The 19,305-nt window shown below is 72.3% G+C and carries 15 protein-coding genes; 8 read left to right on the top strand and 7 right to left on the bottom strand.

From position 1 onward, the window contains the following. Positions 1–42 precede the first annotated feature (42 nt). Together DSC45_RS20630 and DSC45_RS20625 are read right to left on the bottom strand one after the other, a co-directional pair. The gene (locus DSC45_RS20630; RefSeq protein WP_119293095.1) at positions 43–1,407 is read right to left on the bottom strand and encodes an ABC transporter substrate-binding protein; all 1,365 of its coding nucleotides are present in this window, start codon (positions 1,405–1,407) and stop codon (positions 43–45) included. A gap of 86 nt (positions 1,408–1,493) precedes the next feature. Beyond that, positions 1,494–2,597, bottom strand: coding sequence for a glycoside hydrolase family 172 protein (locus DSC45_RS20625; protein ID WP_119293093.1), 1,104 nt, complete (start codon positions 2,595–2,597; stop codon positions 1,494–1,496). A gap of 324 nt (positions 2,598–2,921) precedes the next feature. On the opposite strand from DSC45_RS20625, the gene DSC45_RS20620 reads away from it, so the two are divergent. Further along, on the top strand, positions 2,922–3,974 hold the full coding sequence (locus DSC45_RS20620) for a LacI family DNA-binding transcriptional regulator (protein ID WP_119293091.1): 1,053 nt from the start codon (positions 2,922–2,924) through the stop codon (positions 3,972–3,974). Positions 3,975–4,002: 28 nt separating this feature from the next. Here DSC45_RS20620 and DSC45_RS20615 read toward each other — a convergent pair whose 3' ends face one another. Beyond that, positions 4,003–4,941: a TauD/TfdA dioxygenase family protein gene (locus DSC45_RS20615; protein WP_119293089.1), complete on the bottom strand. Its 939-nt coding sequence runs from the start codon at positions 4,939–4,941 to the stop codon at positions 4,003–4,005. A 478-nt stretch (positions 4,942–5,419) separates the two neighbouring features. Here DSC45_RS20615 and DSC45_RS20610 point away from each other — a divergent pair, with 478 nt between their 5' ends. Beyond that, a complete protein-coding gene (locus DSC45_RS20610) occupies positions 5,420–5,932 on the top strand; it encodes a P-loop nucleotide/nucleoside kinase family protein (RefSeq protein WP_119293087.1) in 513 nt (170 codons plus the stop codon). A gap of 12 nt (positions 5,933–5,944) precedes the next feature. Here DSC45_RS20610 and DSC45_RS20605 read toward each other — a convergent pair whose 3' ends face one another. Further along, complete coding sequence (locus DSC45_RS20605) at positions 5,945–7,981, bottom strand: AfsR/SARP family transcriptional regulator (protein WP_119293085.1); 2,037 nt, start codon at positions 7,979–7,981, stop codon at positions 5,945–5,947. A gap of 122 nt (positions 7,982–8,103) precedes the next feature. On the opposite strand from DSC45_RS20605, the gene DSC45_RS20600 reads away from it, so the two are divergent. Then, positions 8,104–9,012: an alpha/beta fold hydrolase gene (locus DSC45_RS20600; protein WP_119293083.1), complete on the top strand. Its 909-nt coding sequence runs from the start codon at positions 8,104–8,106 to the stop codon at positions 9,010–9,012. 30 nt (positions 9,013–9,042) lie between these two features. Here DSC45_RS20600 and DSC45_RS20595 read toward each other — a convergent pair whose 3' ends face one another. Next, a complete protein-coding gene (locus tag DSC45_RS20595) occupies positions 9,043–9,864 on the bottom strand; it encodes a class I SAM-dependent methyltransferase (RefSeq protein ID WP_119293081.1) in 822 nt (273 codons plus the stop codon). Between the two features lie 70 nt (positions 9,865–9,934). Here DSC45_RS20595 and DSC45_RS20590 point away from each other — a divergent pair, with 70 nt between their 5' ends. Together DSC45_RS20590 and DSC45_RS20585 are read left to right on the top strand one after the other, a co-directional pair. Next, positions 9,935–10,534, top strand: coding sequence for a TetR/AcrR family transcriptional regulator (locus DSC45_RS20590; protein WP_119293079.1), 600 nt, complete (start codon positions 9,935–9,937; stop codon positions 10,532–10,534). Positions 10,535–10,650: 116 nt separating this feature from the next. After that, complete coding sequence (locus tag DSC45_RS20585) at positions 10,651–11,271, top strand: L-threonylcarbamoyladenylate synthase (protein ID WP_119293291.1); 621 nt, start codon at positions 10,651–10,653, stop codon at positions 11,269–11,271. A 24-nt stretch (positions 11,272–11,295) separates the two neighbouring features. On the opposite strand, the gene DSC45_RS20580 is transcribed toward DSC45_RS20585, so the two are convergent. Both DSC45_RS20580 and DSC45_RS20575 read right to left on the bottom strand, forming a co-directional pair. Further along, entirely contained in the window at positions 11,296–13,629 is a 2,334-nt protein-coding gene (locus DSC45_RS20580; RefSeq protein ID WP_119293077.1) for a SpoIIE family protein phosphatase, read from the bottom strand. A gap of 188 nt (positions 13,630–13,817) precedes the next feature. Continuing rightward, the gene (locus DSC45_RS20575) at positions 13,818–15,431 is read right to left on the bottom strand and encodes an IclR family transcriptional regulator domain-containing protein (RefSeq protein ID WP_119293075.1); all 1,614 of its coding nucleotides are present in this window, start codon (positions 15,429–15,431) and stop codon (positions 13,818–13,820) included. Positions 15,432–15,643: 212 nt separating this feature from the next. Here DSC45_RS20575 and DSC45_RS20570 point away from each other — a divergent pair, with 212 nt between their 5' ends. The 3 genes from DSC45_RS20570 to DSC45_RS20560 all read left to right on the top strand — a co-directional run bounded on the left by DSC45_RS20570 (position 15,644) and on the right by DSC45_RS20560 (position 19,196). Next, positions 15,644–16,858: a thiolase family protein gene (locus DSC45_RS20570; RefSeq protein ID WP_119293073.1), complete on the top strand. Its 1,215-nt coding sequence runs from the start codon at positions 15,644–15,646 to the stop codon at positions 16,856–16,858. A 192-nt stretch (positions 16,859–17,050) separates the two neighbouring features. Continuing rightward, complete coding sequence (locus DSC45_RS20565) at positions 17,051–18,202, top strand: Acg family FMN-binding oxidoreductase (RefSeq protein WP_240434753.1); 1,152 nt, start codon at positions 17,051–17,053, stop codon at positions 18,200–18,202. 70 nt (positions 18,203–18,272) lie between these two features. Beyond that, positions 18,273–19,196 carry a universal stress protein gene (locus tag DSC45_RS20560; RefSeq protein WP_119293071.1) on the top strand — a complete coding sequence of 308 codons (924 nt, stop codon included), beginning with the start codon at positions 18,273–18,275 and terminating at the stop codon, positions 19,194–19,196. Positions 19,197–19,305 lie beyond the last annotated feature (109 nt).

Genomic DNA, 19,305 nt, shown 5'->3' with positions numbered 1-19,305 from the left:
CCGTTTCCGTTTCCCGGGTACGTCCCGGTGCGGCGACGCTCGTCATATCAGGCTCGCCCCCTGGTAACTCTTCATGAACGCGTCGATGGACTCGGCGGCGCGGGTGACGGAACCGTCCACGCCCTTGTCGGCGAACATCACGCCCTGGATGGCGTCGGACACGGCCTTGTAGACCACGGGCGGGAAGCGGGGTTCGGCGCGTCCCTCGGGGGCGATGTCGTCCTTGAACTTCTTCATCGCCCAGAAGTCGTATCCGCCCTTCTCGGCGCCCCGTTCGACCGCGGACGTACGCGGTGCCACATCCGACTTGACCCCGGTGCACCACTTGACCATGCGGTCCACGCAACGGTCGTCGGCCTTGCCGAGAGCCCAGCCGCAGAACTCGGCGGCCTGGTCGGGATTACTGCCCTTGGCGTTCGCCGCGAACGACCAACCGCCCAGTGCGGTGATGTACTTGCCGCCTGGTGGCAGGGGCAGCCGGAAGACGCCGTACTTGAACTTCGGGGCGAACGCCTTGAAGCTCGACACCTGCCAGATGCCCATCTGCCACATGCCGACGTTGCCCGCCTTGAAGGCACTGACCACGTCGCCGGCGGCGGGAAGTGTGCGGGGCATGATGCGGTGTTGCACCGCATCCCCCCACAACTGCAGTGCCTGGCGGGCCGCCTTCGAGTCGAAGACGACATTGCCCTGCGGGTCGACGACGTCGCCGCCGCCCTGCCACAGCCACGGATACCACATGAAGTTCTGCAGGTAGCCGGGGTTGGTCTCGACGACGAACCCGGCCCGGGTGCCGCTGCTCAACTTGTCTCCGGCGTCGAGCAGTTGGTCCCAGGTGGTGGGGATGTCGCCCTCGGAGAGCCCCGCCTTCTCCCAGGCCTGCACGTCGTAGAGCATGGCGAGCGGCTCGACCTCCATCGGGAGGGCGTAGACCTTGTCGTCGACCATGCGACTCTTCAGGTGGTCGCCGTAGTCCTCGACGACGCCGTCGTCGAGGTGCGGGGTGAGGTCCTGCAGCACGCCGCCGTTGGAGTAGCGCAGGAAGTCACCGGGGCTGAGCAGGAAGATGTCGGGGCCCGAACCGGTCGCGAAGGCGGAGGGCACCTTGAATCCGTTGGTGTAGTCGCCGGTGGGCACGAAGACCAGGTCGACCTTGACGTCATGGGTGGCGTTCCACTCGCTGACGAGGTCGGTGAACCACTTCGCCTGGGCGTTGACCGCCGGGTCCGGACTCTTCTGTGGAGCGTAGAAGTTCCAGAATGTCAGCCGCTTGCCGTCGGCCTTGGCCGATCCCCCGCATCCGCTCAGCAGCGGAGTGCCGGCGGCCGCTGCCGCCGCGCCCGCTGCGGTGCCGAGGAAGCGGCGGCGGGTGGGCGGCGGAACGGCACCCTTGCCGTCCTTGAGCATGGCCTTGCTCCCGTCTCTGGCTTGTTCCAGTCGGTTGGTGCACGTCAACTGCTGCTGATGGGCCGGCCGGGGCGCTCCCCCGCGCCTCACATATGAGTGTCGGCCTCGAGGTCGAGCAGGTCCGGAGTGACAGGCGGGGAGGCAGGCGCCGGCCGGTCCAGGTAGAACAGGGAGGTCGAGGCGATGTCGTCGTGGTTCTGCCGGTAGCGGTGGGGCAGTCCGCTGCCGTGACCGCGCGCGATGCCGAGGCACTGCACGGTGACCCGCAGGTCCTCCTGGAATCGGACCGGGTCGAGTACGTGCCAGCGGTACATCCCGAACCGCTGCTGGCTGTCGTAGAGACCATCCGGAGCGAGCACTTGGTTCAGGCCGAGATAGGGGGTGGTGAACTCCGTGTAGCCCTGACCGGGTACGTCGAAGTTCCAGGCGCCGCCGAAGTAGTCCTCGGTGCCGGTGCCGCAGATGGTGGGGAACTCGTCGTCCCCGTCGAGGAAGAACTTGAGCTCGCCCTCGCCCCACCAGCCAGGACTGTTCACGGCCCAGGCGAGGTAGGTGCCGACATACTGGCCCGCGCCCTGCACGCCTTCCAGGAGCACGTGGTCGACGCCAGGAGTGACCGGGTTGCTGCGGCGCCACTGCGCGTGGAAGTACGCGGCGTCGTCGGCGACTTCACCGAGCTCGTAGTCGATCTGGTAGTAGAGCGTCATCTGTTCCGGGGCCAGGTTCTCCAGGGTGATGCGCGCCCGGCGGTGGAAGGGCATGGGCCAGTACGCGTTGAACCCGCCGTTCGGATTGGCGGCCACCGGGATGGAGGAGACCTGACTGAAACGGTTCCAGCCGTTGCAGAAGAAGTCCCCGAGCGGCACCTCGACCGCCGGGGTCTCCTCGCCCTCCCAGTACAGGCGCAGCAGGGTCCCCCGCCAAGCGGCGTGCGGCGCGGTGGTGCACCAGATGTGCCGCAGCGTGCCCGGTCCGTCGATGTCGGCGAGTACCGCGGTCTCGCCTGCGGCGATGTCGATGCTCGGGGAGACCTTCCAGCCGCGGCCGAGCCGGGACGCGGCCTGCGCTCCGGTACCCTCGGTCGCCGCCCCGCCCGCACCCTTGGCGCCGGTGAAGTTCTCCGCGCTGATGGAGCGGCTGACGGCGCCGGTGCGGCGGGCCAGATCGTCGAGGCCGAACGTGGTGCTCATCGTCGATGACTCCAGGGACTAGATGTCTGTTGAAATCGATTTCTTACGCCTCAGGCAGAGGTCAACCCAGTTACTACAGCGAAATGTTGAGGTGATCCACCCCTGCGGACCGAGCCCGTCGAGGGATCTCTTGAAATCCATTTCACGCGAACGTAAAGTTCAGGCCAGACGGTGTCAAGGGGTCAGGACGACCCGGCGTCCGGTCGAACGGCGCAGAGCAGTTCGCGTACGGCGACCGTGCTCCCGCCGGCGGAGAATGAGGGGCATGACACCCGGCGCGCGGCCAACTCCCGCGCCTGATCGAGGGGTTCGGGTACGGGAACAGTGACGACGATCAGCGATGTGGCCCGCGCGGCCGGAGTCTCCCCCGCGACGGTGTCGCGCGTCTTCAACGGCGGAAGGGTCACGGCGGAACGGGCCGAGCGGGTCCGCAGAACGGCGGCCGAACTGGGCTTCGCGCCCAACCGGGTGGCGCGCAGTCTGCGTAAGCAGCGGGCCAGCGTGATCGGCCTGATCATCCCCGACATCGAGAACCCGTTCTTCACCTCGCTCGCCCGGGGCGTGGAGGACGCTGCCCAGGAGACGAACCTGTCGGTGGTGCTGTGCAACACCGACGAGGACGTGGACAAGGAGCGCCGCTATCTGGAGATCGCGGCGGCGGAGCAGATGGCCGGCGTCATCGTGGCGGCTGCGTCACGCAACCGCACGGACCTGTCCCTGCTGGCCAGTCGCGGTATGCCGGTGGTGGCGGTCGACCGCCGCCCGCGCGGCGCCTCGGTGGACGCGGTGATGGTCGACAACCAGCACGGCGGCGAGGAGGCCACGGCCCATCTGCTGGGGAGCGGTTACCGCCGTATCGCGTGCATCGCGGGCCCGGAGGGTGCGTCGACCTCCGAGGAGCGGCTCGCGGGCTACCGGGCGGTGCTCCGTGACCAGTTGCGCGAGGCGGGCCGGAGCGGTGAGCCCTCCCCCGAGTACATCCGGCACGGAGACTTCAGGGTGGAGGGCGGCAGGGCGGCGATGGCCGATCTGCTCGCCCTGCCGGAACCGCCGGACGCGGTCTTCGTGGCGAACAACCTGATGACGGTCGGTGCGCTGCAGGCTTTGCGTGAAGCGGCCGTCGAGCCGCCGGACTTCGGGGTGCTGTCCTTCGGTGACGTGCCGTGGGCCTCCTTGGTCCGGCCGCCTCTGACGACCGTCCAGCTTCCGTCGTACGACCTCGGCTGGACGGCCGCCGGGCTGCTGCAGGACCGCATCGCCGGCACCGACCGGTCCCTGCAGACGGTGGTGCTGCGCACGGCCCTGCAGGTGCGGGAGTCGACCTCGGGGCCCGTCCTGCAAGGGCGCGGTGGCCGCCGGACGCGGGCCCCTCGATAGGACCGGACCGCTCCGTGGCCGGAACGCCTCAGTACGGACGGTCCCCCGCGATGGCGACGCGTTCGGCGACCCGTGGTGCGTTGCCGTAGTCACCGACCGCGTAGTGCTGGGTGGAACGGTTGTCCCAGAAGGCGATGTCGCCCGGCTGCCAGTGGAAGCGGACCTGATACTCGGGGACGTGCGCCTGCTGCACCAGGAGACGCAGGAGTTCGTCGCTCTCGCTGCGGTCGAGGCCGGAGATGCGGGTGGTGAACGAGGTGTTCACGAACAGCGTCCGCCGCCCGGTCTCGGGGTGGATGCGCACCACCGGGTGTTCCACCGGCGGGAACAGGTCCTGATGCCGGGCGAGCCGCTCGGGACCGTAGAAGCGCCGGAAACCGGGGATGAAGTCGTGCACGGCCCGCGCCCCGTCGATCCGCGACCGCACATCCGCCGGAAGGTTGTCGTACGCGGCCGCCATGTCCGCCCACATGGTGTCGCCGCCGGACGGCGGGACCTCACGCAGCTGCAGGACGGCACCCATGGCCGGCTGCTCGCGGAAGGTGACGTCGGCGTGCCAGACGTTCTCGAAGGTGGGCACGCCCGCGGCGCTCTTGTCGAAGCGTACGACGTCCTCGCTGTCACCGGCCTCGAGCAGCGGGTTGGTCTCCAACTCACCCCAGTTACGGGCGAATTGACGCTGCTGCTGCGAGGTCAGGTGCTGATTGCGGAAGAAGAGCACCTTCCATTCGAGCAGGGCGCGGTTCAGTTCCTCGCGGAGCTCGGCCGGCGTCGACTGCTTCAGGTCGAGGCCCCTGATCTCGGCGCCGATGGTCGCACCGAGCGGCACCACCTCGAAGTGGCGGTACGGCCGCGGCGCAGCGCCCTCGGGCAGCCGGTTCAGCACGCGCCGCCCCTCGTAGAAGGCGTGGTCCGGGATCCTGGCCTCGCGCAGGGTGGGCACGGGCGGGGTTGCGGTGGTCGACATCTGGCACTCCGGGGTGGTCGGGACAAGGGACGGGTGACGGGTCGGGACGTGGCTGGTCCACGGTGAGCGGGAGTCGGACGGGTGCGGGCGCTGCGCCCGGAGGGTGTACGCCGCACACGCCACCCGTCTCGGGGCTGCCCGCGGCAGTCACCGGGGACTTGCGGGTGTGTGGCAGCAACGCCCTTGAGGCGAAGGGATGTCGGCCTCGTCGCAGGCGGGGCCGAGCGCTCGACCGCGCCCGTGATGCGGCCGGCGGCCGCAGGAGAAGTTCGCTAGAGGCCGCAGCGCGCACAGCCGCAGCGGTCGGGCACGAGAGCCGATCCGGGGGCGTGGGCGTGGTTGGCGAACATGGCGCCATCCTGCGGTGCGAACCCCCTCCGGGTCAAGATCGGGTCGGCGCCCCCGTTGCACGGCCGGTTTCGGCGGTGCCTCGCCGGAAGCTCGCGGTCCGCGAAGGTCGACGTGCAAGGGTGGCGGGATGCTGATCGCGATGGCAGGACTGCCGGGTGCGGGGAAGAGTGCGGTCGCCGAGGAGCTGGGGCGCGAGCTGGCCGCCCCTGTCGTGTCGGTGGACCCGATCGAGGCGGCGATGTGGCGTGCCGGGGTCGCCCGCGCGGAGCCGACGGGGCTGGCGGCGTACGTCGTCGCCGAAGCGGTGGCCGACGGGGTGATCGCGCTCGGCCAGACGGCCATCCTGGACGCGGTGAACGCGGCTCCGCAGGCTCGGGAGCAGTGGCGGTCACTTGCCGATCGTCATGCCGTGCCGCTGGTGTTCATCGAGGTGACCTGCTCGGATCCGGAGGTGCACCGCCGCCGCCTCGAGAGCCGCGTGCGTGCGATCCCCGGCTTCATCGACCCGACGTGGGAGTCGGTGGAAGCGCTGCGCCGGCAGTTCACCTCCTGGTCGGATCGCCGGCTGGTGCTCGACGCGATGAACGACCTGACGTCGAGCGTGGCGGCGGCACTTCGGTACCTGTCGGCACCATATTGATCACGCCGCACCTCAACTCTCTTTTTCACCAAGGGAATTGAGCGCCTCGTCCAGCGCGGCCAGATGTCCGGCGACCGGCCCGGCGGTGAGCACTCCGCTGCCCGCTCCGGCGATCTCGGCGGAGGCCGGAGCCAGGTGTTGCCGTGCCCGCCGCATGATGTGCGGCTCGTCGAGGCTCAGCGCGGCGCGGCCGAGCAGGCACCACAGCGCTTCCGCCAGGAGATCCTGGGGCGGATCGGGGACCTCCGCCAGTGACCGCATCGCTTCGGCCCGCGGTCCGGCCGTGCTCAGGAGCAGAGGGCGGGCCCACGGCTCGTACGGCCCCCAGTCCTCGCCGAGCAGCGCATCGGGTACGGGCAGGGCGCGGGCCACGCGCAGACACAACAGGGCCAGCGGCAACAGGCCCTGTTCCAGGCCGGGCATCCCGGCACCGTCGAGGGCTTTCGCCGCCTCGCGGAAGCCCTGCTCCGCCGCCTCGAGGGGAGTCTCGGGGTCGGCTGCTCCGCGCAGCGCCCGGTACCAGCGGGTGAACACCCCGACCAGCGGCACCTCATGGCGTTCGGCGAGCCGGTCCGCCGCACCTGCATGGGTGTCCGCGGCGGTGAACTCGCCCAGTGCACCGAGGGCTTGGACGCGGACGAGGTGGCCGAGGATCTCGTACGACGGCAGGTCGTGGCGGGTGGCGAGGGCGACGAGTTCCGCGCCGGTCGTGGCGCGGCGCGGGGCGAGGCCGGTGCGCGCGAAGGCTTGCATGTACTGGGAGTTGAGGGCGTGGGCGAGGAGGGCGGGGTCGTCGAGGTGACGGGCGATGCGCTCTGCCTCGGCGGCCGCCTCGCGTGCCCGCGCCCGAGCCGTGGCGGCCGGTGTGCCGCCGCCTCTCGACTCCACGCCGATCGTGGCGAGGAGCGCGGCGCGTGCGGCGTCGTGCCCTTCGGCGGGGAGGCGGCGCAGGGTCCGTTCGGTGGCGGCCAGGATCCGGGCGGTCTGCTCGGGGTCGTCGACCCTCGTCCAGACGGCGGGGACGTCGTAGCGGCCGATGATCCTGGCGGTCAGTTCCGGGTCGCCGAGCGCCTCGGCCGCTTCGACCGCTGCGACGCGGTGGCGCCTGGCCTCCTCGAGGCCGCTGCCGCCGGTCACGGCCAGGCTCCTGAGCAGCCCGGCGGTCGACTCGAGGCGCGCGCGTGCGTCCGCGGGGACGCTGCGGTCGTACGCGGCGGCCGCCCGGGCCCATACCTGTCCGGCGGCGTCCTGCGGGCCGCGTGCCGGCGCGGTCGCCGAGGCGGAGCGCGCCGGGTCCAGGTGCGGGGCTTGACGGAGCATGTCCTGCTCGAGGCCGCGCAGTGCCGGTCCCGGGTCCACGCCGAGTTGCGACACCAGCAGGCCCCGCGCCCGGCGCAGCACGGCGAGGGCATCGCCCTGTCTGCCGGTGCGGTAGAGCGCGAGGGCGAGCAGCCGCCAGGCGTCCTCGCGCCACGGGTGCTCGCTGACGTGTGCGTCCAGGTCGGGCACGGCGCGGTCCGCGCGGCCGAGCGCGAGGCGGGCCTCGGCCTGTGCTTCGACGGCGTGCAGGCGCAGTTCGAGCAGGCGTCCGCGTTCGGCCCGGACCCAGGATTCGTCCGCGTACTCGGCGTAGGCAGGGCCGCGCCACAGCGCGAGGGCCTCGTCCAGGTCGGTGGCGGCTCGTGGCGCGGGTGCGATGGCGGCCGTCTCGACGAGGGACTCGAAGCGCCGGGCGTCGACGGCGCCGGGGTGGGCCCGCAGGGCGTAGCCGGGCCCCTCGGTGACGAGGAGGCGCGCGGGCGTGCGCGGCGGCCGTTCCGGTTCCAGGGCGCGGCGGAGTGCGGCGACGAAGGTGCGGACGGCTCCGACCCCGTCGGTGGGCGGATCCGCCCAGAGGTCGTCCACGAGGCGGGCGACGGGGACGACGCGGCCCTTGGCGAGTACCAGTCTGGCCAGGACGGCACGGTGTCGCGGGCCCTTCAGGGCGACACTGCGGCCGCGCTCGTCCCAGGCGGTCACCGGTCCGAGTACACCGAACATGACCTGCACTTCGCTCCGCCCTTCGACCGGTTCCGGACCTGCTCAACCTAGCGCGCTCGCGGGCTGCTCATCGGTTGCTCATCGGCCGGCAGGAAGCTGGAGAGCGCCCGGTAGCCCGACGAGGAGAGTCCATGACCAGCCCGGAATCCAAGCCCGCCCCCGCCCCCGTGCCCTTCGAGGGGTTCGAGCTGCTGCGCGTGCCCGTCGCGGACGGGGTGTCCCTGAACGCCGCCGTCGGCGGTTCGGGCAGCCCCGTCGTCCTGCTGCACGGCTTCCCGCAGACGCACCTGATGTGGCGGCACGTCGCTGCCGAGCTGGCGGCCGAGCACACGGTGATCTGCCCGGACCTGCGCGGTTACGGCGCCAGCGACAAGCCCGCGGAGCGCGACGGCACCGAGTACGCCAAGCGCACCATGGCCGCCGACGTGGTGGCCCTCGCGGCGGCGCTCGGCCACGACCGTTTCGCGGTCGCCGGCCACGACCGGGGCGCGCTCGTCGCTCTGCGTGCCGGACTCGACCACCCGGGAACGGTCACCCACCTCGCCTGTCTCGACGTACTGCCGACGCTCGACATGTGGGACGCGATGCGCGGGGTGAGCGCGACCGTCGGGTTCCACCTGTATCTGATGGCTCAACCGCCAGGGCTGCCCGAGGAGTTGATCTCCGGTGCCCCCGACGCCTTCTTCGGGCATTTCCTGGATGTGTGGGCGAAGGATCCCGCGGCGATCCCTGGGCCGGTACGGAACGCGTACCTGGCGGCGTCCCGCGACGCCGTCACATCGATCGTGGCGGACTACCGCGCCTCGGCGGGCATCGACATCGAGCACGATCTGGCCGACCGGGAGGCCGGACACACGCTGCGGATGCCGGTGACGGTGCTGCAGCAGGACTGGGGCGCCGCGCTCGGCTACGACGCGTCCGCGCTGTGGCGTGCATGGGCGCCGGATGTGCGGCATCGCACTGTCGATGCCGGGCATTTCATGGCGGAGGAGGACCCCGGCCTGATCGCTGCCGAGCTGCGGGGACTCCTCACCCGCTGACCGGTCGCGTCACCGCGGTCCGGCCCGACCTCAGTCGATGCGCCGTGCCACGACCGCCAACGTGGCGTAGTGCATGGTGAATCGGCCACCCACCGCGTCGATGGCCTCGCCGATCCCGGCGAGCACCTCGGCCCGCTCCCGCGCGTTCAGCCGCGGGAAGGCGCCGGTGGTCGGCAGTTGGTCGAGCCAGGCGTCCTTGGTGTACGTGAACTCCCAGTCCTCGCGCCACCGTTCGGGCTCGGCGAAGGCTCCGCTGCCGCGGATGCCGTCAGCGGCCTTGTCGCAGATCAGGCCGTACCCGTCCACCGCGGACCCGGACGTGCCGCGCAGCGCCAGGGAGTCCGGGGCGGCACGCCGGAAGACGTCCGCGAACGCGTCCTTGACCGCGGCGGGCGGCTCCCCCGCGTTCCAGAACAGGGCGAGCGTCCCGTGCGGACGGAGTATCTGCGCCGCGCGGGACGCTCCGCCCGCGGGATCGATCCAGTGCCAGGTCTGGCCTGCGACGACCGCATCGAAGGAGCGGCCGGCCGGATCCCAGTCCTCGAAGCGGCCGACCTCCACCTCGAGCCCGTTCACCCGGGCCACTTCGGCCATGCGCGCATCGGCGTCGAGACCGCGGACCCGGCACCCCTCGGCCGTGAACTGCCGGGCCGCGATGCCGGTACCGCATCCGACATCCAGTACGTCTGAGCCGGGTGCCGAGCGGGCGATACGACGGATCAGGGCTTGGGGATAGCGGGGCCTGGCACGGTCGTAGCGGGCCGCGTCCTCGCCGAAGGATTCGGCCACGTCCCGGTGCCGATGGGTCTCTCCGGGGTCGGGCGTCGGCTGCTGCGGAGATAGAGTGGGCATGCGCCCACTATGGTGGGCAAGTGCCCACTCGTCAATCGCGGCGGGCGGATCGACCGAGGAGGACCACCGCATGCCCACGGGTGTCGCCATGCGTGACGTACGCCGACAACTCTTCGACGCCGCCGAGCGCGTCCTGCTGAGCGAGGGTCCGAGCGCCCTCACCAGCCGGGCGGTCACGGACGAGGCCGGCTGCGCGAAGGGTGTACTGCACCGCCACTTCGCGGACTGCGACGCTTTCCTCGCCGAGCTGGTCCGCGACCGGATCGCCCGCATCGAGGGGCAGTCCGACGCACTCGTCGCGGCTGCGGGCGCAGGCGATGTCGTCGACCGCCTGACGCGCGTACTGACCGAGCTGTTCGGGTCGGTGGCGGTGGCTGTCGTGGGCCTGGTCGTCTCGCGCGACACCCTGCGCACCCGGTTGCGCGAGACCACACCCGTCGGCATTCCGGTGCTCACCGAGGCCACCGCTGTGGTGGCCTCCTATCTCGACGCCGAGCGAAAAGCCGGCAGGCTCGCACCGGAAGCCGACGTCGGCGCGCTGGCCCCCATGCTGGTCGGCACCGCCCACCTCCTCTTCGCCGACCGCCTCGCCGCCGCGCCCGGCACCGCCACGGTGCATCGCGCCGTGGCGGGCGTCCTGTCCGGGGTGCTGCCCACGCCGGATCCCTGAGCCGCCCCTGACACCCCTACGCCCGCGGAAAACCTGTCCGTGCACGGACCGCTCGGACGGGTGGAGTGCACGTCCGCGGACTCGGAGCGCGTGAACAGGTCACGTACGCTCGGCGGATGGCGAAATACTTCGACGTGCACCCCGAGAATCCTCAGCGGCGCACCATCAGCACGGTGGCCGAGAGCATCCGCTCCGGCGCATTGGTCGTGTACCCGACGGACTCCTGCTTCGCACTCGGATGCCAGCTCGGCAATCGCGAGGGGCTCGACCGGATCCGCACGATCCGACAGCTGAACGACCGTCACCACTTCACCCTGGTCTGCCAGAACTTCTCGCAGCTCGGCCAGTTCGTGCAGATCGACAACGACGTCTTCCGCGCCATCAAGGCGGCCACACCGGGCAGTTACACCTTCATCCTGCCGGCCACGAAGGAGGTCCCGCGCCAGCTCCTGCACCCGAAGAAGCGCACGGTCGGCGTGCGGATCCCCGATCATGTGGTCGCCCAGGACCTGGTCGCCGAACTGGGCGAGCCGCTGGTGTCCAGCACCCTTCTCCTGCCGGACGAGGACGAGCCGATGACGCAGGGGTGGGAGATCAAGGAGCGGCTCGACCACGTGGTGGACGCGGTGGTCGACTCGGGCGACTGCGGGACCAGCCCCACCACGGTGATCGACTTCTCCGGGGGCGAGGTCGAGATCGTGCGGCGGGGTGCGGGCGACGTGTCGCGCTTCGAGTAGGACGGCGCGCCTGCGGACTGCCGCTCAGGGGCGGTGGATGAGCAGGACCGCGATGTCGTCGCTGCCCGTACCAGTCTCACTGGCGGTGGCGACGATGTCCTCGGCGAGCGCTTCCAGGCCCGCGCCGCCGTCGTCCTGCTCGTCGCGCCCGGCCCAGTCGGCGAACACGGACGAGACCCGGGCGAGCGCCTCGTCGTAGGAGCGTCCCGGGCGGTCGACCAGTCCGTCGGTGTAGAGCAACAGGGTGCTCCCCGGCGCGAGTTGACCGTGATGGACGGGATAGTGGTCGTCGGGGGCGAAGCCGAGCGGGAGCCCGCCGGCCACGTCGAGTTCGGTGACGGTGCCGTCGGCCGTCGCCTGCAGCGGCCGGGGGTGTCCGGCGCGTACCACCTGCAGGTGGCCGGTATCCGGTGTGACGTCGACGATGCAGCAGGTGGCGAAGCGTTCGGTGTCGAGTCCGTACAGCGTCTGGTTTCCGCGCCTCATCAGGTGCTCCACCCGGTAGCCGTCCGAGGCGTGCGCACGCAGTGCGGTGCGCAGTTGGCCCATCACCGCAGCGGCCTGGGCACTGTGGCCCTGCACGTCGCCGATGACCAGTGAGGCGCCACCGTCGGCTCGCGGCAGTACGTCGAACCAGTCGCCGCCGACCTGCATGCCCTGCGATGCCGGCAGATAGCACGCGGCGACCTGGAAGTCCTCCAGTCGGGGCAGTGCGCGCGGCATCATCAGCTGCTGCAGGTCGGTCATCCGGCGCCGGCTCAGGTCGGACAGCCGCGCGCGGGCCAGGGACTGGCCGAGGATGCCGGAGACCGCCGCCGCCAGGGTCTGCTCGTCGGGGCTGAAGCGCTTGGGCCGGTCGTAGGCGATGAGGCAGGTGCCGACCGTGCCGTCCGCGGTGGCGAGCGGCAGGAAGACGAAGGCGTGATGGCCCTCGACGGGGCGCAGTTCGTGGGCGGGGAAGCGTTCCTGGAAGGCTCGGCGCGACTCGAAGAACAACGGGTGGCCGGCATCGAGGGCGGCCTGCAACGGGTTGTCGCGGATCCGGCCGACCTCGGCGAGCCGCTTCATGACGTCGGCCGGGTAGCCGGCCGAGCCTTCCAGGATGAGCCGCCCCTCCTCGACCATGTGCAGGGCGAGCGCCCGCGCACCCAGCTCGGGCAGCACGATGTCGATCATCGTCGCCAGTACGTCCTGGGGCGAGAGGGCGGCCGCGAAGGCCTGCGTGACGCTGAGGTACACCGCGCGGCGGGCCTCGCGTTTGGCCTCGCGCTCGCGCTGGGCCGTGGCGTCCCAGGCGACACCGATGACGGACTCGGGCCGGCCGTCGGCGGACCGTTCGACGATGCCCTTGGCCTCGATCCAGTGCTGGGACCCGTCGGGCCAGACGACGCGGTAGACGAGGTGGCAGTCGTCGGTCCGCAGCGTCTCGGCCAGTTCCTCCTGGACGCGTTCGCGGTCCTCGGGGTGGACGACGGCGAGAAAGGTCTCGAGACGCGCGTCGAACGTGTCGGGAGCAAGTCCCATCAGGCGCACCACCCTGGCGTCCCAGACCAGCACGTCGGAGTCGACGTACCACTGGAAGGAGCCCAGGTTTCCGCCGGCCAGGGCCAGCTCGAGGCGGACCTGGTCGCGCGGCTGTCCGGCCACCGCGTGCCCGCCGGGGAGCCGGGCGGCGGTGCCCGCCGGCAGCCCGGCGCTCTCGGTGACGAGGATGTCCTCGAGGCGGTGGGCGCATACGGCGGCGACCATGGCGATGAGCTGCTCGTCGTCGAGATCCGGGGTGTACGACGGTGCCAGGTGTACGACCAGGGCGCCCAGGCAGCGGTCGTCGACGAGCAACGGCTCGGCGAGGACGCCGACGGGCCTTCTGAGTGCGGCGAGGTCCGGGTAGCGGGTCTTGAAGTCCTCGGCGAGGGCGCGTACCGAGCGGCGTTCGCGGGCCGCGACGGCGGCGGGCAGTTCGGCGTCGGGGGCGAGCGAGGGGAAGCGTTCTACGACCGCGTCGTCGAGGTTGCGGTTGGCGGTCATGCGCAGCCAGCCGTCGTCCCCTGCGACGAAGAGGGCGCCGGCCCTGGCCTCGATGCTCTGCAGGGCGCCGAGCGCGGAACCGAGGAGGCTGTCGGGGTCGGGGCTGGCCAGCATCCGCAGGACGCTCTTCTGCTCGGCGGATGCCCGGCCGTCCGGGGCCTGCGCCCGAGCGGACGTCTGTGCCTGTGCCGACGTCTGTGCCTGACCGGACGTCTGTGCCTGGCCGGACGTCTGTGCCGTGGGCGCGAATCCTCCCAGCACCTGTCCCCCGTTCCCGGCGGGCTCGGGGACAGTCGCGGAATCGGCGGGCTCGTCGGGGTCGGCTCTCACGGCTGCCGGTCTGCTTCCTGTGGGCTGAGGATCCTGCGATCACTGTAGGAAGACCAGGACAGAGGTGCCAATAGCGGGAGAAATCAGGCACCGGACTGGGCGGCCCGATGATCCGTACCGGCTCGGGCCGGTCACCCTCCGCGACCTGGGCAGCGGACTGCGCCCGTCCGTCGGGTGAAGGGCCCAGGTCAGGCAGGCAGGGACTGGGGGTCGCGGCCCGCTGCCGCCGCCAGGTCGGCCTCGATGTGCCGTACGGCGGACCGCAGTTCGGGAAGGACGCGGTCGCGCAAGTCGGCCGCGCTGCGCTGGACGGCGTGCGCCGAGATGTTCACCGCGGCGACGGCCCGCCCACCGGCGTCACGGACCGGGAGGGCGATCGAGCGCAGGCCCTCCTCCAGCTCCTCGTCGACCAGGGCGTAGCCGTCTCGCCGCGCGGCGTCCACCACGGCGGCGGGCGAGGTGCGGGTGTGCGGGGTGAGCGACCGCGGGGCCATCTGCTCCAGGCGCAGGGTGCGTGCGTCGCGCTCGAGGTCCCCGAGCAGTACGCGGCCCATGGCGGTGGCGTACGCGGGCAGCCGGGTGCCGACGCCCAGGTCGACGCTCATGATGCGGCGGGCCCCGACGCGGGCGACGTAGCGGATGTCGGAGCCGTCGAGTACGGCCGACGAGGCGGAGTCGTTGAGTCGCAGGGCCAGGGCCGCGAGGTGCGGTCGGACCAGTTGTTCGTAGTCGAGCGGCGGGACGGTGGCGTAGCCGAGTTCCAGGACGCGTGGCAGCAGGACGAAGCGTCCGTCGGTGGCGGCGTCGACGTAGCCGAGACGCTGCAGGGTGAGCAGCGGGCGCCGCGCGCTGGCCCGGGCCAGACCGACCTTCTCGGCGAGCGCGCTCAGGGTCAGCCCGCCAGGGACGTCGAGGGCCCGCAGCACGGCCAGCCCGCGGGCCAGCGACTGGAGGAAGTCCGGACCCAACTCGCCCTTGGCGGAACGGAGTTCGACGTCCGCGCGGATGCCGGTGGCGTCAGCCGCCGGCGGCCCGCCACCCGGCCCCGCGAGTACGGTCCGTAGCGCATCGGCTGTCCGCCGCAGCCGGGGCAGGGCGTGCGCGGTGAGCTCTACGGCGGTGTGGCGGCTGGTGTGGCTGACCACGTTCAGCGTGCGGGCGGCGGAGCCGTCGGGGCCCGGCACCGGGACCGAGACGGCGATCAGGCCCGGTTCGGTGAGCTGGTCGTCGACGGCGAACCCGAGGCCGCGGGCCGTCGCAGCCCGGGCCTCGAAGGCGCCGGGCGCCGCCGCCGAACGCCACGCCCGCCATCGCCTCCGGTCCCAGCCCGCCGCGAACAGGGCGCCGGGCGCGCACCGTTCGACAGCCAGCAGGTCACCGACCCGGAAGGCCGGAGTCATGGCGCGCTGCCGTGGGCACTGCAGGACGAAGCGCGCCCCGTCACCGTCCGGCACACAGACCGACACCGATTCGTCCAGGTCGGCGGCGAGGTCGAGGACGACGGGGCGCATCGCGTCGGTGACGCGCTCGGCGGAGAGGTAGGCGTTGCCGAGCTCCAGGACACGTGGGGCCAGTTGGACATCGCTGCCGTCGGGGCGGGCGTAGCCCATCCTGATCAGGGTGGCGGTGATCCGGTCGACGGTGGCGCGGGCGAGGCCTGTCGTCCTGGTCAGTGCGGAACGGCCGAGGCGGGCGGACGGATCCGCCGCGAGGGCACGCAGCACGGTCAGTCCGCGCTCGAGCGTCGCTCCCGGGTCCGCCCCGCGGCCGGTCCCGGACGGTGCGGTCGTGGTCGGCGGCACGGCTCGCCCTCCCCTTCGTCGCACGTGACAGGCGTCGGGCGGCGCGCCGGGCGGGCATTGACACGCGCACTCGGCCCGGCGAACATACCGGCGGCCAGATTAATGGACTTCTGTTCACTCTGCGAACACACCCGATGGGCGGCAGGCCTCAGGGAGTCCGGCCGGACGGTCAGCAGGACACCCGCCGTGGTACTCACCGAAGGAGTCGCCCGATGAACCACCGGACCAGGGACGTCTACATCGTCGACGCGGTACGGACCCCGTTCGGCAAGTACGCGGGCAGCCTGTCGTCGGTGCGCCCGGACGATCTGGCCGCGCACACGCTGCGAGCTCTGCTCGACCGCTCGCCGGACCTCGATCCGGGCCTGATCGGCGACATCTACTACGGCAACGCCAACGGCGCGGGCGAGGAGAACCGCAATGTGGCCCGGATGGCGGGCCTGCTCGCCGGCCTTCCGGTCACCGTCCCGGGCGTGACCCTGAACCGGCTCTGCGCGAGCGGCCTCGAAGCCGTGGTGCAGGGTGCTCGCGCCATCGCACTCGGGGACGCGTCGGTGATCCTGGCCGGCGGCGTCGAGTCGATGTCCCGCGCGCCCTACGTCCTGCCGAAGTCCGGCCAGGCCTTCCCGGCCGGCCACACCGAGCTGTACTCGACGACGCTGGGCTGGCGGATGGTCAATCCGCGGATGGAACCGGAGTGGACGGTGCCGCTCGGCGAGTGCGCCGAACTCATCGCGGACAAGCACCGGATCACCCGCGAGCAGCAGGACGCCTTCGCGCTGTCCTCGCACCACAAGGCCGCCGAGGCGCAGGCGGCTGGGCGTTTCGACGCCGAGATCGCCCCGGTGAGCGTGCCCCGGCGCAAGGGCGACCCGGTGGTCGTCGACCGGGACGAATGTGTGCGCGCGGATGCTTCGACGGAGGCCATGGGCCGGTTGAAGCCGTCGTTCCGTACGGACGGCGGGACGGTCACGGCGGGGAACGCCTCTCCGTTGAACGACGGCGCTTCGGCGCTGCTGCTCACCGACGAGGAGGGTCTGAAGGCGGTCGGCCGTGAGCCACTCGCCAGGATCTCGGCCACCGCGGTGTCGGCCGTGGAACCGCAGTGGTTCGGTCTGGCGCCGGTGCCCGCGGTGGAGCGTGCACTCGCGAAGGCGGGGCGCGGCTTCGGCGACCTCACCTCGATCGAGCTGAACGAGGCGTTCGCCGCGCAGGTGCTCGGCTGCCTCGCCGAGTGGCCGCAGTGCGACCCCGACGTCGTGAATCCGCAGGGCGGGGCGATCGCCCTCGGCCATCCACTGGGCGCGTCCGGAGCCCGCCTCGCCGGCACCGCGGCACACCAGCTGGCCGCGACGGGCGGCGGCACGGCTGTCGCGACGCTGTGCATCGGGGTCGGCCAGGGGCTTGCGCTGGTGCTGGAGCGCTGAGCCACCCAGCCCTGAGCCCTTGAAGCCCTGAGCCCCTGAGCCCCTGAGCCCGACGGATCACCGCCGGCCCACGGAGCGGCGCCGGTGACCGCGTCCGGCGGCCCGGCCTGGTGAGTCTGCGGGACCTCCCCGATGATGGACAGAAGGGACATTTGCCCCTCCTGCCCGCCGGGGCGGAAAGGACGCTGGAAGGTGACACCGGACAATCCCGCGGACGACGCCCCCGAGCACCGCCGTTCCCCGCAGCCACAACCGCCGGAGCGCGGGCCGTGGGCGAGCCCGGAGCAGGACGGACCGCCCACGGCACCGAGAGCCGCCCCCCGCACCCCGACCGGCCAGGAGCTGAACGGCTTCGTGGCGGACGCCGTCACGGCACCGTCGCTGCACAACTCCCAGCCGTGGAGCTTCCGCGCCGACCGCGACGGCGGGAGGCTGCAGGTGCGCGCCGACCGCACCCGGGCCCTCCCCCACGTCGACCCGCAGGGCCGAGGGCTGCACCTGGCCGGCGGCGCCGCGCTGTTCAACCTGCGGGTCGCCGCGGCCCGGGCCGGCCTGGAGCCTTCGGTAACGCTGCTGCCCGACCCGGATGATCCCGACCTGCTCGCCGAGGTCGACTTCCGTACGGCCCCGGAGCCGGCCGACGCGGACTCCGCGCGGGACGACGCCGAGCCCGCGGCGTACTCGGAACGGGGCGAACTCGCCGATCTGCACGGTGCGTTGAGACGCAGGCACAGCAGCCGTGAACCGTTCGACCCCGAACCGGTGGACGCGGCGCTCCGTGACGGCCTGCGTCGGGCCGCGCTGCTCGAAGGGGCACGTCTGGTGTTCCCGGACCCGGGACACAACGAGATGGTGCTCGCCCTGTCCCGCGAGGCCGAACTGCGCGAGGAGGCGGATCCCGGCCGGCGCGCCGACCTGGAGCACTGGCTGGGCGACGGCCGCCCCGCCGACTCCGGCCTGCCCCGCGAGGCGCTCGGACCGCGCTTGCGCTCGGGCGGCGCACCCGTACGCGACTTCGAGGGTCCGAACGCGCCCGCCGACCGTCCGGGCGCCGCCTTCGAGACCGATCCCCAGCTCGCACTGCTCGGGACCACGGGAGACGAACCGGGCGACTGGCTGCGGGCGGGCCAGGCCCTGGAGCGCGTCCTGCTGCAGGCCACCCAGGACGGCATCGCCACCTCGGTCGCCTCGTCGGCCCTCGAATGGGACGCGCTGCGCTGGGCGGTGCGCGATCCGGAAACGGACTCGGGCCCGGTCCAGATGGTGATCCGGCTCGGCTACGGGCCCGCCGGCCTCCCGACGGAACGCCGCCCGGTGTCGGACGTGCTGACCGTCGACGGTTGACCGGGCCGTCCCGGGTGTACGGCGGCCGGCTGCCGTGTGCGCCGCTCCACATGACGAAAGGAAGCCCGCCATGACCCCGAGCGAGGGGGCCCCGATCCCGGAACCCGACGTCGCGGCCGGGACGCCGGTCGTGGTCGGGGTGGACGGTTCCGCGTCGGCGCTGCACGCCGTGGACACGGCGGCGCGGGAGGCGTCGCTGCGCGGCTGCCCGCTACGGGTGGTGCACGTCTTCATCTGGCCGGCGCTGCACGTGCCGCTCGGCCCTTCGGCTCTCGGACCCGCCGACGGCGGACTGCGCAATCTGGCCCGGCAGACGGTGACGGAGGCGGTCCAGCGGGCCCGTGCGGCCGCCCCCGAGGTGGAGGTGACGCACGCCGTCGTGAACGGTGAGGCGCTCACCGCGCTGGAGGCCGAGTCCCGCTCCGCCCGGCTGATCGTGGTCGGCAGCCGGGGTCTGGGCGGTTTCATCGGGCTCCTCGTCGGCTCGACCGCCGTCCACCTGTCCGCGTACAGCCACTGCCCGCTCCTGGTCGTCCGTGAGCAGTCCGCGCAGGGGGACGGCCGCGTGGTCCTCGGCGTGGACGGGTCCCCCGGGGGCCGGGCGGCGATCGACTTCGCGTTCGCGCATGCAGCCCTGCACGGCACCGGCATCCTCGCCCTGCACGCCTGGAGCGACTGGTCGGTACAGGCACCGCCGCCGGACGACCCCGCCGAGCCGTACGCGGCCGAACCGGGGGCGCTGGCCGGCGGCGAACAGCGGCTGCTCGCCGAGCTGATGGCCGGCCGTGCCGAACATCATCCGGAGGTGACCGTGGAACACCGGGTGGTCAAGGGCGGTGCACGCGAGGCGCTCATCGCGGCCAGCGAGGGCGCCGCTCTCGTGGTGGTGGGCGCCCGCGGGCGAGGCGGGTTCACCGGACTGCTCCTCGGTTCGGTCAGCCAGGCGCTGCTGCACCACGCACACAGCCCCGTTGCCGTGGTCCGGCCCACCTAGCCGTACGCACGGCGCGGGCCGGTGTCGCGGGCCGGCAGGGGAAGCCGCTGCCGAGGGCTCCGCAGGCGCCGCCGCCACGTCGCGCGGTCCCCCGCCTTCTGTGCTGTCC

The organism is Streptomyces sp. YIM 130001, assembly GCF_003574445.1.
Taxonomy (GTDB): domain Bacteria; phylum Actinomycetota; class Actinomycetes; order Streptomycetales; family Streptomycetaceae; genus Streptomyces.
This window is presented reverse-complemented; position numbering and strand designations above follow the sequence as displayed.